General features: G+C 66.8%; 13 protein-coding genes and 1 tRNA gene. 8 read left to right on the top strand and 6 right to left on the bottom strand.

Annotation, left to right across the window (positions count from 1 at the left end; genetic code table 11):
- Window positions 1-45: 45 nt before the first annotated feature.
- Entirely contained in the window at window positions 46-561 is a 516-nt protein-coding gene (locus GGD67_RS09815) for a L,D-transpeptidase (RefSeq protein WP_018323598.1), read from the bottom strand.
- Between the two features lie 435 nt (window positions 562-996).
- On the bottom strand, window positions 997-2,943 hold the full coding sequence (gene acs / locus GGD67_RS09810; RefSeq protein WP_179732414.1) for an acetate--CoA ligase: 1,947 nt from the start codon (window positions 2,941-2,943) through the stop codon (window positions 997-999).
- A gap of 401 nt (window positions 2,944-3,344) precedes the next feature.
- Between acs and GGD67_RS09805 the strand changes: the two genes are divergently transcribed.
- The gene (locus tag GGD67_RS09805; protein ID WP_018323600.1) at window positions 3,345-4,514 is read left to right on the top strand and encodes a DNA topoisomerase IB; all 1,170 of its coding nucleotides are present in this window, start codon (window positions 3,345-3,347) and stop codon (window positions 4,512-4,514) included.
- 113 nt (window positions 4,515-4,627) lie between these two features.
- Here the strand turns inward: GGD67_RS09805 and GGD67_RS09800 are convergent, their stop codons facing one another.
- Window positions 4,628-5,083, bottom strand: coding sequence for an SRPBCC domain-containing protein (locus GGD67_RS09800; RefSeq protein ID WP_018323601.1), 456 nt, complete (start codon window positions 5,081-5,083; stop codon window positions 4,628-4,630).
- A gap of 101 nt (window positions 5,084-5,184) precedes the next feature.
- On the opposite strand from GGD67_RS09800, the gene GGD67_RS09795 reads away from it, so the two are divergent.
- Complete coding sequence (locus tag GGD67_RS09795) at window positions 5,185-6,279, top strand: adenylate/guanylate cyclase domain-containing protein (protein WP_179732413.1); 1,095 nt, start codon at window positions 5,185-5,187, stop codon at window positions 6,277-6,279.
- A gap of 2 nt (window positions 6,280-6,281) precedes the next feature.
- Here the strand turns inward: GGD67_RS09795 and GGD67_RS09790 are convergent, their stop codons facing one another.
- The 3 genes from GGD67_RS09790 to tsaD are packed head-to-tail and all read right to left on the bottom strand — an operon-like array spanning window position 6,282 to window position 8,754.
- Window positions 6,282-6,695 (bottom strand): EVE domain-containing protein, encoded by a 414-nt coding sequence (locus GGD67_RS09790; protein ID WP_018323603.1) that lies wholly within the window; start codon window positions 6,693-6,695, stop codon window positions 6,282-6,284.
- A gap of 2 nt (window positions 6,696-6,697) precedes the next feature.
- Window positions 6,698-7,678 carry an NAD(P)H-dependent glycerol-3-phosphate dehydrogenase gene (locus GGD67_RS09785; protein WP_179732411.1) on the bottom strand — a complete coding sequence of 327 codons (981 nt, stop codon included), beginning with the start codon at window positions 7,676-7,678 and terminating at the stop codon, window positions 6,698-6,700.
- Window positions 7,679-7,680: 2 nt separating this feature from the next.
- The gene (gene tsaD, locus GGD67_RS09780; protein ID WP_179732409.1) at window positions 7,681-8,754 is read right to left on the bottom strand and encodes a tRNA (adenosine(37)-N6)-threonylcarbamoyltransferase complex transferase subunit TsaD; all 1,074 of its coding nucleotides are present in this window, start codon (window positions 8,752-8,754) and stop codon (window positions 7,681-7,683) included.
- A gap of 150 nt (window positions 8,755-8,904) precedes the next feature.
- On the opposite strand from tsaD, the gene GGD67_RS09775 reads away from it, so the two are divergent.
- The 6 genes from GGD67_RS09775 to GGD67_RS09750 all read left to right on the top strand — a co-directional run bounded on the left by GGD67_RS09775 (window position 8,905) and on the right by GGD67_RS09750 (window position 15,176).
- Complete coding sequence (locus GGD67_RS09775; RefSeq protein ID WP_179732407.1) at window positions 8,905-9,651, top strand: uroporphyrinogen-III synthase; 747 nt, start codon at window positions 8,905-8,907, stop codon at window positions 9,649-9,651.
- Window positions 9,652-9,716: 65 nt separating this feature from the next.
- Entirely contained in the window at window positions 9,717-10,928 is a 1,212-nt protein-coding gene (locus tag GGD67_RS09770) for a COG4223 family protein (protein ID WP_179732405.1), read from the top strand.
- 36 nt (window positions 10,929-10,964) lie between these two features.
- On the top strand, window positions 10,965-12,713 hold the full coding sequence (locus tag GGD67_RS09765; protein ID WP_179732403.1) for a heme biosynthesis protein HemY: 1,749 nt from the start codon (window positions 10,965-10,967) through the stop codon (window positions 12,711-12,713).
- Between the two features lie 100 nt (window positions 12,714-12,813).
- A tRNA-Thr gene (locus tag GGD67_RS09760) sits at window positions 12,814-12,889 on the top strand.
- Between the two features lie 130 nt (window positions 12,890-13,019).
- Window positions 13,020-14,666: a hypothetical protein gene (locus tag GGD67_RS09755; protein WP_179732401.1), complete on the top strand. Its 1,647-nt coding sequence runs from the start codon at window positions 13,020-13,022 to the stop codon at window positions 14,664-14,666.
- A gap of 108 nt (window positions 14,667-14,774) precedes the next feature.
- The gene (locus tag GGD67_RS09750) at window positions 14,775-15,176 is read left to right on the top strand and encodes a hypothetical protein (RefSeq protein ID WP_179732399.1); all 402 of its coding nucleotides are present in this window, start codon (window positions 14,775-14,777) and stop codon (window positions 15,174-15,176) included.
- Window positions 15,177-15,235 lie beyond the last annotated feature (59 nt).

Genomic DNA, 15,235 nt, shown 5'->3' with positions numbered 1-15,235 from the left:
CGTCCCGGGACGCGGCCTCTTCTTGTCTTCCCTTGATCCCGGCGATCAGCGCGTCACGACCACCGTCGTGCCAACCGAGACGCGGCCATAGAGATCGGTGATATCATCGTTGAGCATGCGGATGCAGCCATAGGAGACGAAACCGCCGATCGAGCCCGGCACGTTGGTGCCGTGGATGGCGTATTCACCGCCGGCCAGCGTCATCGCCGCGACGCCCATCGGGTTGCGCGGCGAGCCGCCGGGAATGACGTCAGGGATGCTCGGCTTGTCGCGCTTCACCTCGGCGGGCGGCGACCAGGCCGGATTGCGGTACTTGCCGTCGATGCGGGTGGTGCCGGCCCACTGCTTGCCGGACTTGCCGACGCCGACCGGATAGCGCACGGCGTGGCCGTTATCGAGGACGAGATAAAGCCGCCGCTCGCTGGTTTTGACCACGATCGTGCCCGGAGAATAGTCGGCCAGATGTGCCCCAACCATTTCCGGCCGCGCCTGCGCCGCCGTCGACATCAAGACCCCAGCCCCGATGGTGGCAGCGAGCGCCACAGCAATCCTTATCGACATCGATTTTCCCCTAGCCCGAACGGATCGTCCAAAATTACGCAGAACCGGCAATCGCCAGCTGGCCACGTCCTTGTCAGGGGACATTCTTAACCGCGCCCGTTAACCGGTTGGTTTCCACGCACGGCTGCCAAGGGCCAGTCAGCAGGGGGAACAAAGGAAATGTTCGAAATAAAGTAAATGACCTGAAAACAACACTCGGCGGGAAAGATGCGGCCGCACCGGCCCGCCCGCTGACGAGTGCGTGAGGATGTGAACGGCCGTTGTTTTGGGGCCTCGGTGCGAAAGGCAGTCTCGTGTCCCGGACAAGGCGCAGCGCGCAGCGGTGCGCCGCAGAGCCGGGACCCAGTTCTTCTCTTCGTGCGCGGCTCGATGGGCCCCGGCTCAGCAGCGCACCGCGAAGTGCGCGCTGCGCTGCGTCCGGGGCACGAGCTTGCCTTACGCCGGTTTCCGGTTCTGCCGGTTCTTGACGAGATCATCGACCACGGCGGGATCGGCCAGCGTCGAGGTATCGCCCAGGCTGCCCGGTTCGTCCTCGGCGATCTTGCGCAGGATGCGGCGCATGATTTTGCCGGAGCGGGTCTTGGGCAGACCCGGCGCGAACTGGATCTGATCCGGGGATGCGATCGGGCCGATCTCCTTGCGAACCCAGGTGACGAGCTCCTTGCGCAGATCCTCGGTCGGCTGCACGCCGGCCATCAGGGTGACGTAGGCGTAGATGCCCTGGCCCTTGATGTCGTGCGGGAAGCCGACCACCGCGGCCTCCGAGACTTTCTCATGCGCCACCAGCGCGCTCTCGACTTCCGCGGTGCCCATGCGATGGCCGGACACGTTGATGACGTCGTCGACACGGCCGGTGATCCAGTAATAGCCGTCGGCATCACGCCGGCAGCCGTCGCCGGTAAAGTACTTGCCCTTGTAGGTCGAGAAATAGGTCTGCTCGAAGCGGGCGTGATCGCCGTAGACCGTGCGCATCTGGCCGGGCCAGGACCGCGTCAGGCAGAGATTGCCCGAGGTCTCGCCGTCCAGCACCTTGCCGTCGGCGTCGACGATCTCAGGCGCCACGCCGAAGAACGGCTGCGTCGCCGAGCCCGGCTTGAGCTTGGTCGCGCCCGGCAGCGGCGTGATCAGGATGCCGCCGGTCTCGGTCTGCCACCAGGTGTCGACGATCGGGCAGCGGTCGTCGCCGACGACGCGGTGATACCACTCCCACGCTTCCGGATTGATCGGCTCGCCGACCGAGCCGAGCAGGCGGAGCGAGGCGCGCGATGTCTTCTTCACCGGCTCGTCGCCGGACTGCATCAGCGCGCGGATCGCGGTCGGTGCGGTGTAGAAGATGTTGACCTTGTGCTTGTCGATGACGTTCCAGAACCTGGAATTATCCGGGTAATTCGGCACGCCTTCGAACATCAGCGTGGTCGCGCCATTGGCGAGCGGCCCGTAGAGGATGTAGCTGTGGCCGGTGACCCAGCCGACATCGGCGGTGCACCAGTAGATGTCGCCGTCGTGATAATCGAAGACGTATTGATGCGTCATCGAGGCGAACACGAGATAGCCGGCGGAGGTGTGCAGCACGCCCTTGGGCTGGCCGGTCGAGCCTGAAGTGTAGAGGATGAACAGCGGATCCTCGGCATGCATGTGCTCGACCGGGCATTCCGTCGTCACCATCGCCGCCGCCTCGTGATACCAGAGGTCGCGCGTCGGGTTCATGTCGATCTTGCCGCCGGTGCGCTTGACCACCACGACCCAGTCAACGTCGTCGGCCTTCGCGAGCGCGGCGTCGACATTGGCCTTCAGCGGCACCTTCTTGCCGCCGCGCAGGCCTTCGTCCGCGGTGATGATGACTTTGGATTTGCAGTCATTGATGCGCTGGGCGAGGCTGTCCGGCGAGAATCCCGCGAACACCACCGAGTGGATCGCGCCGATGCGCGCGCAGGCGAGCATCGCATAGGCCGCTTCCGGAATCATCGGCAGGTAGATGGTGACGCGGTCGCCCTTCTTGACGTTGCGGGTGCGCAGGATGTTGGCCATCCGGCAGACCTCGTCGTGCAGCTCCTGATAGGTGATATGCTTGGACTGCGAGGGATCGTCGCCTTCCCAGATGATCGCGGTCTGGTTGCCGCGCTTGGCGAGATGCCGGTCGATGCAGTTGTAGGCGACGTTGAGGATGCCGTCCTCGAACCATTTGATCGAGATGTTGCCGGGCGCGAACGAGACGTTCTCGATTTTCGTCGGCGCGTGCATCCAGTCGATGCGCTTGGCTTGCTCCGCCCAGAAACCGTTCGGGTCCGAGATCGAGCGAGCGTACATCTCCTTGTACTTGGCCTGGTCGATCCAGGCGCGCTTCGCCCACTCCGCCGGGACGTCGTAGATCTTCTCGGACATGCTTCCCTCCACATGCGGCAGGCCGAACGCTGGCGACCGGCGAGCCGACTTGATCATTGACTGATTATGCGTCGGGCTAACCGGGCCCGACAAGGAGCACAAGCTGGACCTTCGGCGGGCGGCCGGCCATGCGGAGGATCAAGCCCGCCTGCTGCGACTGTCGCAGATCTGAAACAAGCCGGCGGGCGGCTATCGGGGTCTTGACCCAGCTCCGCGGAATAGGCCGGCGCAGGGGCCCCATGCATTAGTAGAGGTATTTGGAAACCGCCTCTCACTGATTCGGGACTCGCAATACGGTTCGGAACACCCTAAATGGCCAACCCGGGTCCAAAGAGACCCTTCGGAACAAAAATAAGAACAGCGGCATTGACCGGTAACAGACAGGGCTAAGGCATAAGGCTATGATGGATCAGCAGAATCTCGGGACGATACGGCCCGCTTCAGCCGATCCTGCAGCTATTGCGCTGGCCAAGGCCCTCGGACAATGGCCGAAACCGGCCCCTTTCAGGCGTCCGAGCCCGAAGAAGGCCTTCGACACGGCGCCCGCGGCGACGGTCGAAGCGCTCGCCAGGGAGCTCGGCCTGCGGCTCGGCGACCAGAACGAGCTGACCATTCGCCGCGTCCGGCGCGGCAAGGGCTATTCCTTCGTGCGTCCCAATGGCGCACATATCCGCGACGCCCGCACCATCCGCCGGCTGCACGCCATGGCGGTGCCGCCGGCCTATCGCGAGGTGCGCTATTCGTCCGATCCGAGCTCGCATCTCCAGGCGGTGGGCCGCGATGCCGCGGGCCGGCTGCAATATCGCTATCACGCCGATTGGGAGAAGGTCCGCGAGCACCGCAAGGCGCATCGTCTGGAAAAGCTCGTCGGCGCGCTGCCAAAAATCCGGCGCAAGGTCTCGGCGTTCCTGTCGGGCGACGAGCCGACGCGTGAATTCGCGCTCTCGGCCGTGATCGAGCTGATCGCGCGCACCGCGATCCGCCCCGGCAATGAATCCTATGCCCGTCTCAACGGCACCCGCGGTGCGACCACGCTGCTGAAGTCCAACGTCACGCTGGAGGACGATTGCTTCGTGCTGACCTTCAAGGCGAAGGGCGGCAAGGCGGTGCGCAAGGAGTGCGACGCGGCCAAGCTGGTGCGCGCCATCGGCATTTTGCAGGAGGTCCCCGGCAAGCGCATGTTCCAGTATCGCGATGCCTACGGGATCGTGCGCGCGGTCAACACCACGCAGGTCAACGCGTTCTTGCGCGAGATCGCCGGCATCAAGATTTCGCTGAAGGATTTCCGTACGCTGATGGCGTCTGCCGTCGTCGTGGAATCGCTGTCGCGGATCACGCCGGCGACCAGCCAGCGCGGCCGCAAGAAGCAGGTGCTGGACGCAATCCGCGCCGCTGCCGACAAGCTCTCCAACACGCCGGCGATCTGCCGCAAGAGCTACGTCCACGACACCATCGTCACGGCGTTCGAGGACGGCATCCTCGAGCGCTTCGCCGCGACCATGAAGGGCCAGCGCTCGCAGGCGAGGCGCGAGCAGTTGCTGGCGCAGGTGGTGGCGACCGCCGCGGTGTAACGACACGTCGCGCTGCCGTAGGGTGGGCAAAGCGCAAGCGTGCCCACCATTTGCTCATGGTGAAAGGTGGTGGGCACGGCGCGAAGAGCGCGCCTTTGCCCACCCTACGAGAGCTACTTCTTATCTGACACACCCATGTCGGGACCGGGATCGCCGCCTGCGGCTGCGGTCGTGAGCCGTTCCATATAATGGGCCCACCCCGTCGCGTGCGCGGCGGCCTGCGCTTCGCTCGGCAGGCCGCTATGGGTCATGCGCAGCAGCGTGCCGCCGTCGCGCTCGATCAGGTCGATCTCGATGAGGCTTGAGCCGGGCGGTACTTCCTGGCCGCCTTCCCATCCGAACGTGTAGGCCAGACGATGCACCGGCACGACCTCGCGGAAGGCGCCGCGGGCGACGCCGCCGCGCGGGCCGACGCCCTTGAGCAGATAGAGCCCGCCCGGATGCGGCTCCGTGGTGGCATCGGAGCCCATCCAGCTCAGGATTTTCTCGGGGTCGGTCAGGTAGGCGAAAACGGTGGCACGTGGTGCCGCGATCTGGGTCTCGCGTCGCACTATGAACGGTTCGGTCATCGGCGATCATCCCTTCGCTGACACCAGGACATGGCGGCGCCAAAGCGGCGCGTCAAGGATTGCCCGTGACAAAGGCCGCCTGCCTTCGCCATGATCGAGCCATGCAGCTCTCCCCGACCCTTGCCTGGCTCGTCGATGCCGCCTCGGATAGCGCCGGAGCTGATCGCCTGCTTGCGGAACTCGGCGCCTATCTGGTCGCCGACAGCGTGCCGCTTGCGGCGGGCGCCCTGACGCTGGAGGTGCCGCATCCTCTGATCGCAAAGCGGACCTGGCTGTGGCGTGCAGACAGCGGCCAAGTGATCGAAGCACTCGGCTTCGCGCCCGGCGGATTGGCGCCCGATCCGCCCAACGATGCCGGCCGCCGCTGGCTGCGCGACATCGCGCGGGGCGAGGTCCACGAAGACGTCATCGGGCGGCCCGATGGGCCGCAGCTTTGTTGGATCGGGCCGCGTCCCTTCACTGCCGACGACATCGGGCAATTGCGCCAGGCCGCGCGTTTTGCAGCGACGCCCCTCGCCGTGCTCGCCGCGCGCGCCACGTTGCGCGCGACGTTAGACGCATATCTCGGCAAGCGCAGCGCGGAGCGGGTGCTGGCGGCACCTCTGCGCCGCGATCTCGGCGAGACCATTCAGGCCGCGCTGCTCTATGCAGACCTCCGCAACTTCACGACGTTGTCGGAAACCTCACCGCCTGCACAGGTCATCGCCGCGCTCGATGCCTGGTTCGACCGCATCGCCGGTGCCGTTCACGCCTTCGGCGGCGAAGTGCTGAAATTCATCGGCGACGGCGTGCTCGCGATCTTTCCGGTGGTCGATGCATCGCCCCGCCGGGCCTGCGAGGCCGCCCTGCGTGCCGCAGGCGCGGCGGAGGCCGGCATGGTCTATCTCAACAAGGAGCGCGGCGCTCAACGGTTGCCGCCGCTGGCATTCGGCGCTGCGCTCCATCTGGGCGAGATGCTGTGGGGCAATATCGGCGCCGCCAACCGGCTCGACTTCACGGCGATCGGTCCCGCTGTCAATCTCGCCAGCCGGCTCGAAGGATTGTGCAAGCCGCTGGGGCGGGCCGTGCTGGTGTCGGGAGCGCTCGCCGCGGAAACGGACATGCCGCTGGTCGCGCTCGGATCGCATTCGCTGCGCGGCATTGCTGCGCCATGCGAGGTGTTTGCGCTGCCGGCGATGCCGGGTCGGATGTCGTAGCCCTACATCCCGCCCATCTTGCAAACAAGCTTCCACTCCTCCGCTGTCACCGGCTGCACCGACAGGCGCGAATATTTCACCAGCGCCATGTCGGCCAGCTTCTTCTCGGCCTTGATCGTGGCCATCGTCACCGGCGTCTTCAACGGCTTGTCGGCCTTGATGTCGACGCAGACGAATTTATCGGTCTTGTCGGTCGGATCGGGATAGGCCTCCTTGATGATCTCCGCGATGCCGACGATCTCCTTGCCCTCGTTGGAATGATAGAAGAACGCCTTGTCGCCCTTCTTCATGGCGACAAGGTTCTGGCGCGCGGTGTAATTGCGCACCCCGGTCCAGGCCTCGCCCTTGGCGCCCTTCGCCACTTGCTGGTCCCAGGACCACACCGATGGTTCGGATTTCACCAGCCAGTACGCCATGTTTATTCCTCTGACTTGAAGGGGCGCGTCAGCAGCCCCGAGATAGCCGCGTCGATCGTGCTTCGGCCGCTCAGGATCGACGCGACCGCTTCTGATACCGGCAGCTCGATGCCCTGCGAAGCTGCGAATTCGATCAGCACCGGCGCGGTGAACTCACCCTCGGCAAGCTTGCCGGCAGGCGGTTGCTCGCCGCGGCCGAGTGCAAGGCCAAGGGCGAAGTTGCGTGACTGCGGGCTCGCACAGGTCAGGATCAAATCGCCGAGACCGGAGAGGCCGGCGAGTGTCTCGCTGCGTGCGCCGAGCGCGCGGCCGAGACGCGTCAGCTCGGCAAAGCCGCGGGTCGTCAGGGCAGCCTGGGCGGAGGCGCCGAGCTTGCGCCCGACCGCGATGCCGACTGCGATTGCAAGCACGTTCTTGGCCGCGCCGCCGATCTCGACGCCGCGAATGTCCGTGGAGTGATAGGGACGGAACGTCGGCGAGCCCAGCGCCTGCACCAGGCCGCTCGCCAGCGCCTCGTCCTTCGCCGCCAGCGTCACCGCCGTGGGCAAGCCGCGCGCGACATCGTCGGCAAAGCTTGGACCCGACAGGATCGCGGGCTGGGCGTGCGGCGCGGCCTCCGCGATCACGTCGGTCATGAATTTGTGGGTGCCGTGCTCGATGCCCTTGGCGCAGGCGACGATCGGCACCGGCGCTGTCAAATGCGAGGCCAGCATGTTGACGGCGCCACGCAAATGCTGCGCCGGTGTTGCGATCAGCAACATGTCGGCGTGCGCGGTGAGCGCCAGATCGCTGGTCACGACGATCTCCGCCGCGAGCCGCACCCCGGGCAGGCGCGGATTATCGCGTGTCGAGGCGATCCGCGCGGCATGCTCGGGATTGCGTGCCCAGAGCGTGACGCTCCTTCCCGCCCGCGCCGCCACGGTCGCCAGCGCCGTGCCCCAGGCGCCTGCCCCGATCACCGCGACGGATTGGAATGCAGTCATGGCTAGTATCCCGCCCGGGTCTTGCCGTAGCCCGCCGGTGCCGTTGCGTTGGCGTCGAGCAGCCAGCGTGCGCGGGGCTGCGCTTCCATCGTGTCGGTCAGGCCGAGCGCGAGGCGTTCGGCACCGGCCCAGGCGATCATCGCGCCGTTGTCGGTGCAGAGCGCCGGCGGCGGCATGATCAGCTGCGTCCCGGCTTGCTGCGCGACCTCATCGAGGGCGCCGCGAATCGCCTGATTGGCGGCGACGCCGCCGGCCGCGACCAGGGCGCGCGGCGCGCCGAATTTTTCGCGGAACAGCCTGAGGCCGACGCTCAACCGGTCGGCGGTCGAATCCAGCACGGCGGCCTGAAAGCTCGCGCAGAGATCACTGATGTCCTGCGGCGTGATCTCGGCCAGCCGGCTCGCTTCGGTGCGCACTGCCGTCTTCAATCCCGACAGCGAGAAATTGGCGTCGGGACGCCCTTGCATCGGCCGCGGAAACGCAAAGCGCGTGGCATCGCCGCTTGCCGCCGCGCGCTCGACCTGCGGCCCGCCGGGATAGGGCAGGCCCAGCATCTTCGCGACCTTGTCGAAGGCCTCGCCGATCGCATCGTCGACGGTGGTGCCGAGCCGTACATACTGGCCGACGCCGGTGACCGCGACGATCTGGGTATGGCCACCCGAGGCGAGGAACAGGCAGTAGGGAAATTCGATTCCGTCGGTGAGGCGCGGCGTCAGCGCGTGCGCCTCCAGATGGTTCACCGCGACCAGCGGCGTTTCGTGCACCATCGCGATCGCCTTCGCGGTGGTGAGCCCGACGATGACGCCGCCGATCAGGCCCGGCCCCGCAGCGGCAGCAACACCGCCCAGCTGAGCGAAGCCGACGCCGGCCTCCTGCATCGCGCGCTCGATGATGCCATCGAGCAGGTCGACATGGGCGCGGGCGGCGATCTCCGGCACCACGCCGCCGAAGCGGGCGTGCTCCTCGATTTGCGACCGCACGATGTTGGACAGGATCCTGCCGCTGCCGTCAGGCGAGCGTTCGACCACCGCCGCGGCGGTCTCGTCGCAGGTGGTTTCAATGCCCAGTACCAGCATTGGCGAATTGTTATCCAATTTGCGCCCTTGCGCTCATCCGTAAAGCAGAGTTCTGGTACGTCCGGTAGCATTCCGGGGCCAGATTGCGCAATCGCCACGCGCGGGCTCCGCACGAATGTGTCGCCGCGAATTGGTCCGGGAACACCAGCGATGTCCATCCTTGTCACACGGCCGCATCCCGACAATGAGGCGACGGCGGAAAGCCTGCGTGCGCGGGGTCTTGCGGTGCTGCTTGCGCCGGTGCTCAAGTTCGAGCCGGTCGACTTTCATGACGAGAGTGAAGCTCCCTACGGTGCCATCCTCGTCACATCGGCCAACGCGATCCGTGCCGTCGCGCCACAATTGCGGGATCTTGGTCTGTTGGAGCTGCCGTTGTTTGCGGTCGGCGAGCATACGGCTGCTGCGGCGCGCGACGCCGGCTTTGCCGAGGTGATCGTCGCCGGCGGCGATGCCGCGTCCTTGCGCGACAAGGTGATGCAGAGCGCGCGCGACAAGGTGCTGAAGAAAAAGAGCACGCTGCTGTATCTCGCAGGCGCGGATCTGTCGCGCGACCTCGGCGGCGAGCTCGGTGCGGAGGGGTTTAGCGTGGTCACGCAGACGACCTATCGCATGGCGCCGGTCAAGCATCTGCCGCGCGAGGTCTGCGAGGGCTTTGCCGCCCACGGCGTCGAGGCGGTGCTGCACTACTCCCGGCGCAGCGCCCGGGCGTTCCTGGATGCGGCCAGGGACGAAGGCGTCGAAATCTCGGCGCTGGCCATACCGCAATGCTGCCTGTCCGAGACGGTGGCCAGCGTGCTGCGTGATGCCGGCGCGTCGCAGGTTCTGGTCGCAGCCACACCGGACGAAAATGCCTTATTTACCACCTTGGAGCGTGCGTTACGCACCCGTTTGGCGTAAGAGGTCGAGCCGAATCCGACGTAATCGGGTCCGTCCCGCGTATGGAAGTGTGAGGAACCGTCACGATGGCCGACGACAAGCCTGAAGACGCAGGATTGGCTCCTGAGTCCGGCCGTGCCAAGCGCACTCCGCCCACCATCGACCTCGAAGCCACCGAAGTCTCGACCCAGCCGCAGGAGCCGGCAGTCGAGCCCGAGGCAGCGCCGGCGCCGGAGCACGCCGAGCCTGAGCAGGCAAAATCCGACCAGGTTGACGCAGAGCCGGAGCGGACCGAACCGCAGGCCGCGGTTGCGCCGGCTCCCGTGTCTGCGCCGATGTCGCCCTGGGTCATCGCGCCGTTCTCCGGCGCTGTCGCGGCGGCGGTCGTGATCGCGGTCGGCTGGATGCTGGGCTGGCCCGCCGTGCAGGCACCGCCGGCCACCCCGCAAGTCACGAGCGCGACGGTCGATGCGCTGAGCGGTCGCGTTGCGGCAGTTGAAGCCAAGGCCGGCAAGCCCGTCGCCGATCCGGCCATGGCGGCGCGGATCGACGCGCTGGAGAAATCCGCGAGCGGCTTGCGCAGCGACGTCGCCAATCTGCGTACGCAGTTCGACAAGACCGCGAGCACATTGAACGATGCGAAATCCGCCCCCCGCGCTGCCGCACCCGACCTCGCCGCTCTGAGCGACCGCATCGCCCAGCTCGAGCGCGCCAGCAAGGCCGAACGTGCCGAGCTCGCGCAGCAGGGCGAGAAGATCGCCGATGCGAAGACGTTGGACGACAAGCCGCTGCGCCATGTGGTGGCGGCGGCCCTGCTCGACGTCGCCGTTCGTCACGGCGATGCTTACGAGTCGCAATTGGCCGCAGCGCGGGCGATGGTGACAAAGCCCGATATGCTGAAGCCGCTCGACACCTTTGCCGCGTCAGGTATCCCGACGCCGGTGGCGCTGAGTCGCGAGCTCCTCAACATCGTGCCGAAGCTGTCGCCGCCGGCGGAAGCCCAGACCAGCGGCACGGGCATCGTCGAGCGTCTCCAGGCAGGAGCCTCAAAGCTGGTCCGCATCGAGCGCACCGACGGGGTCGGCAACGATCGTGGCGCCATCGTCGCACGGGTGACGGCGGCGGCGCTTCGCAATGATTTCGTGGAAGCGCGGCGCGAGCTCAAGACGCTGGCCGAGGCCGATCGTGCGCCGGCGCAGGCCTGGCTCGACAAGGCCGATGCCCGCGACGCTGCGCTCGCCGCTTCCCGCAAGTTCGCCGACGATGCCATGGCGGATCTCGTCAAGCCTGCTCAATAAAGCTTCGCGCAATACTAAGCGCGTATAGGGATCGCCATGCTTCGCATCGTCCTCTTCCTTGTCCTGATCGCGCTGGCGGCGGCCGGCGCGGCCTGGGTTGCCGACCAGCCCGGCGATCTCGTCCTGACTGCGGGCAGTTTCCGCGCCTCGACCACGCTTCCTAAATTCGTGTTCCTGCTTGGCCTGTTTGCCGCGGCCGTCGTGCTGGTCTGGAGCATCGTGACGACGATCTGGCGCACGCCGGGGCGTCTGCGCCGCCGCCGCCACGACAAGCGCCACGCGCGGGGCCGCCACGCCATCACCCACGGCCTGCTCGCGATCGGTCATGGTGATACCGCACTCGCCCGCCGGCACGCGGAAACGGCGCGGCGGCATGCGCCGAATGATCCGCTCGCGCTGCTCCTGCATGCGCAGTCGGCGCAGCTCGAAGGCAATCGCGACGAGGCGCAGCGCGTCTTCCGCGCCATGGCCGAGCGCGAGGACACGCGCCTGCTCGGCCTGCGCGGCCTGTTCATTGAGGCGCAGCGCGCCGACGATGCGGTCGGCGCCGTGATGATCGCGGAGGAAGCGATCAAGCTGTCGCCGTCCTCGACCTGGGCCTCGCAAGCGGTGCTCGGCTTCCGCTGCGCGCGCGGCGACTGGAGCGGCGCGCTCGCGATCCTCGATTCGAATTTGTCTGCAGGCCTGATCGACAAGCAGGCCTATCGCCGCCAGCGCGGGGTGTTGCTCACCGCGCGCGCGCTCGAATTGCAGACGATGGACCGCGACGTCGCGCGCGAGAGCGTGATGGAGGCGGTGAAGCTTGCGCCAACCTTGGTGCCCGCGGCCGTGCTCGCGGCAAAATTCGACAGCGAGGCACATCAGGTGCGCCGCGCCATGAAGCGGGTGGAAGCTGCCTGGCTCGCCAATCCGCATCCGGATCTCGCGGATGCCTATGCCCATGTGAAGCTCGGCGATACCGCCTGGCACCGCTTGCAGCGGGTCGAGACGCTCGCGGCGAAGACGCCTGCCGACAAGCCCGGCCATATCGAGGGCCAGCTCGCGATCGCGCGTGCCGCGATCGACGCCTCCGAGTTCGCCCGCGCGCGCGAAGTGCTCGCGCCTTATCTCAGCGATCCGACCCAGCGCGTCGCGCTGCTGATGGCCGAGATCGAGCGTGCCGAGCATGGCGATAGCGGCCGCGCCCGCGCGTGGACCCTGCGGGCGGTGCGCGGCCGTCACGATCCGGCCTGGACTGCGGACGGCTACGTTAGCGACCGCTGGCGCCCGGTCTCGCCGGTCACCGGCCGGCTCGATGCGTTCCAGTGGCAGACCCCGGTCGCGAGCCTGCCTTCGGACAAGGGGACCACGATCGAATCCTCGGCCTTCGAGGAGGCCATGCTGGCGGCCCCGCCGCCGAAGCGGGTGACGGTGGCTCCCAGCGAACGCCCGGCGGAACCGGCCGCGACAGCACCGGCACCAGCACCGGCGCCAGTGCCGGCCGCGCAGGACAATTCGCCCCCGATTGCCAAAGAAGAGCCGGCCGTTGTGACCGCCGAGACGGTCCAACCGGCCCCGGAGCCCGCCGAATCACCGCCGCCGGCGGCGACACCGGTGTTCCGGAGCCGCGCCGACCTCGGCAAACCCGCGCCAGCGCCGATTCCCGCGGTCATTCCGATCGTCCGGGCCCCCGACGATCCCGGGATCGATGACGAGGGTCCGAGTGATGAATTTACGGAACAAATCGGTACACCCAAGGCCCAGGCCGGCGGCTGGCGCGGATTCTGGTCCCGCTGGGGCGCCTGAGCCGCATTTCGAACCCGGCTTGTCCTTGCCAATTCGGGCCATGCCCGATATCAGGAGCGCGCGTATCGGGGCCGGCATCGCCTTGGCCCCGGCAGGGTTCGCCGCAATAGCTCAGTTGGTAGAGCACGTCATTCGTAATGACGGGGTCGGGGGTTCGAATCCCTCTTGCGGCACCAGCGCTCAGCTCATCCGATCCAAGAAGCGCAAGCCTAGGTCCCGGCCATTGCATCCGGCGCATTGCGCGCGATGCCGGTGTCCTTACGATGCTGCCTGGTTGGGGTGTGGGCGTTGGGGCAGGGCAGGGGCATGGCGAACGGAACCGGGGCTGCGGATCGGAGCGACTGGGTCCGGCTGCCCGGTCTCGTCATCCCAGCGGCGCTGATCACCGCCATCGTCGCCTCCAAATCGCTCGACGCGTCGCGGCTGCACAGCCGGCTGTCCGTTCCCCCGCTCTATGACGACGTCGCCTATTTCGAAGACGCGGTCAGATGGGTGAATGCCTTTGGAAGCCGCGGCGTCGCCGGCAGCGTCTGGGACTTGCTGCATCACCATGCGCCGTTTTCGACGCTGGTGGCGGCCACCGGTTTTTGGTCGTTTCCCGGAAGCTATGTCGGTCCCTATCTCGTTCATGCCGTGATCGTCTTCGGCTTCCTGCTCGGGATCATCTGGCTGGTTCGGCGACGGCCGGTTCTCGAGATCGCATCGTGTCTGGTCGCAGCAGTGTGCGTGCCGGTGCTGTGGCACACGATTACCGAGGCGCGTCCCGATCTGCCCTCGGGACTTACCGTCGGCCTTGCCGCCGGTGCCATCGTCTACCGCGGCGTGCTCCGGCGCAGCGCCCGGTCGCTGGCTGGCCTCGGCGTTGCCTGCGCACTCGCCGCCTGCATCAAGCCGACATCGTTCCCGGCTGCGCTTGCTCTGCTCGGCAGTGCATTCGCGATCCGGCTGGTCGTCGATTGCATCCAGGCCGGCGGATTGCGCCTGTCGATCAGGACTGCGCTCGGCGCGCTCGCGTGGTTTGTGCTGCCGTTGATCGCGACCACGGCCGTGCTGATCGGACCCGCATTGGTCGAGACCGTCACCTACATCCTCATGGTGTTCGTCGGCCAGCGCGACCTCTGGACGACGGGCGAAGGATTCTGGCCCGGGCTGCTACGCTTCTCCATCGGTGGAGAGGGACAGTTCGGCCTGCACTATTGGCTCGCCATCGGGTTGGCCTTGATGCTGCTGCGCTTCGTGCTCGCTGCGATCCAGGGCCGGGCTGCGGTGCTGGATGCCGTCGTTCTGCTCGCGACCGTGCTGATTGCCTACGCCATTCCGTCCCTTGCCGAGATCAAGACCTACTTTTTCGGCGCAATGTTCTACGGCGTGTTCATCGTCGCGACGGTCCTCAATGGCTGCGCCAGCATGGCGTCCATGGAATCGCTGCTTGCGCGCACGGCCCTTGCGAAAGACATCCATCGCCATCTGCTGACAGCGGGCCGCGTGCTTGCGCTCGCGATCGCCCTCGCGCTGTTCGTCAAGCACGTCGTGATCGGTCAGCTCAGCGTGGCGACGCCGCTGAGCGCGCAGCAGCAGGACAGCATCCGCGCATCGACCGAGCGTCTCTGGTCGCTTCTGCGCGACGTCAAGCCACCGCTGTCGGGCCCGCTTTACGTCGGCTTTTCGAGTCCCTATCCGGTGACGCCCGCGACCATTCAGTTGTATGCGGCGCAGGCGCGGATGAATCTGGTCGTCCGTGGCGAGATGCTGCATCGAACGGCAGCGGCCACCGCAGAAGCGCTTCTGCAGTCGAATATCCTCGTCGTATCGAGCTCGATCCAGCATACGCTGGTCGGACCGCGGGTCGGCGATGAGCTCATCGCCCGCATGGACGCGGAAAAGGGCGTCTGCCTGCTCGACAGCATGAGCTTTCCGGACGTGACGCTGCGGGTTTATCGGCGGGGGTGTTGATCGCACCCGGCCGGTTCGAAATTGCTCCGCGATTGTGTGAGGCCAATCACTTAACCCAGGACACCTTCCCCGTAATGTCCCGGGTACGCCAACACGGGGAGATTTCACATGCGCAAGATCATTCTGGTTGCCGCCATGGTCCTGGCTTCCGCTTCTGCCCAGGCAGACGGCTCCCGCAGCCTGTCGCTGTCCGCGGCGGGCGCCCAGGCTCCCGCTCCACTGACCACGCCAACCTCGGCGACCACCTCCACGCCGCAGGCGAGCGAAGCTGCGCCGGCCACCGAGGCGCCGAAATATTCCGATCGTCCGCCGGCAGTGTCGCTCTCTGCGCCGGCCGCCACGGCCACTCCGACCGCTCCGGCGGCGACCACGCCCACGACCACCCCGGCGCCGGTCGCGACAACCAAGCCCGCCACCAAGAAAACGGCAAGGGTGGACAAGCCGAAGTCCAAGCGCTGGACCGAGCGCCGCATCATCAGCGAGCTGCACCGCCACGGCATCTATTGGTAAGCCGCTCGCCAAAAGCAAATGGCCGGGACAAGCCCGGCCATGCGCAGTTTTGAATGTGG

Origin of the sequence: Bradyrhizobium sp. IAR9 (assembly GCF_013408065.1) — a bacterium.
Taxonomy (GTDB): Bacteria; Pseudomonadota; Alphaproteobacteria; order Rhizobiales; family Xanthobacteraceae; genus Bradyrhizobium.
This window is presented reverse-complemented; position numbering and strand designations above follow the sequence as displayed.

What these genes read in the sequence shown, in the direction of transcription:
- GGD67_RS09805 (WP_018323600.1), top strand. Translation starts at nt 3,345, where the DNA reads ATGATGGATCAGCAGAATCTCGGGACGATACGGCCCGCTTCAGCCGAT.
- GGD67_RS09765 (WP_179732403.1), top strand. Translation starts at nt 10,965, where the DNA reads ATGCTTCGCATCGTCCTCTTCCTTGTCCTGATCGCGCTGGCGGCGGCC.
- GGD67_RS09775 (WP_179732407.1), top strand. Translation starts at nt 8,905, where the DNA reads ATGTCCATCCTTGTCACACGGCCGCATCCCGACAATGAGGCGACGGCG.
- GGD67_RS09785 (WP_179732411.1), bottom strand. Translation starts at nt 7,678, where the DNA reads ATGACTGCATTCCAATCCGTCGCGGTGATCGGGGCAGGCGCCTGGGGC.
- GGD67_RS09790 (WP_018323603.1), bottom strand. Translation starts at nt 6,695, where the DNA reads ATGGCGTACTGGCTGGTGAAATCCGAACCATCGGTGTGGTCCTGGGAC.
- GGD67_RS09770 (WP_179732405.1), top strand. Translation starts at nt 9,717, where the DNA reads ATGGCCGACGACAAGCCTGAAGACGCAGGATTGGCTCCTGAGTCCGGC.
- acs (WP_179732414.1), bottom strand. Translation starts at nt 2,943, where the DNA reads ATGTCCGAGAAGATCTACGACGTCCCGGCGGAGTGGGCGAAGCGCGCC.
- GGD67_RS09755 (WP_179732401.1), top strand. Translation starts at nt 13,020, where the DNA reads ATGGCGAACGGAACCGGGGCTGCGGATCGGAGCGACTGGGTCCGGCTG.
- GGD67_RS09815 (WP_018323598.1), bottom strand. Translation starts at nt 561, where the DNA reads ATGTCGATAAGGATTGCTGTGGCGCTCGCTGCCACCATCGGGGCTGGG.
- tsaD (WP_179732409.1), bottom strand. Translation starts at nt 8,754, where the DNA reads ATGCTGGTACTGGGCATTGAAACCACCTGCGACGAGACCGCCGCGGCG.
- GGD67_RS09750 (WP_179732399.1), top strand. Translation starts at nt 14,775, where the DNA reads ATGCGCAAGATCATTCTGGTTGCCGCCATGGTCCTGGCTTCCGCTTCT.
- GGD67_RS09800 (WP_018323601.1), bottom strand. Translation starts at nt 5,083, where the DNA reads ATGACCGAACCGTTCATAGTGCGACGCGAGACCCAGATCGCGGCACCA.
- GGD67_RS09795 (WP_179732413.1), top strand. Translation starts at nt 5,185, where the DNA reads ATGCAGCTCTCCCCGACCCTTGCCTGGCTCGTCGATGCCGCCTCGGAT.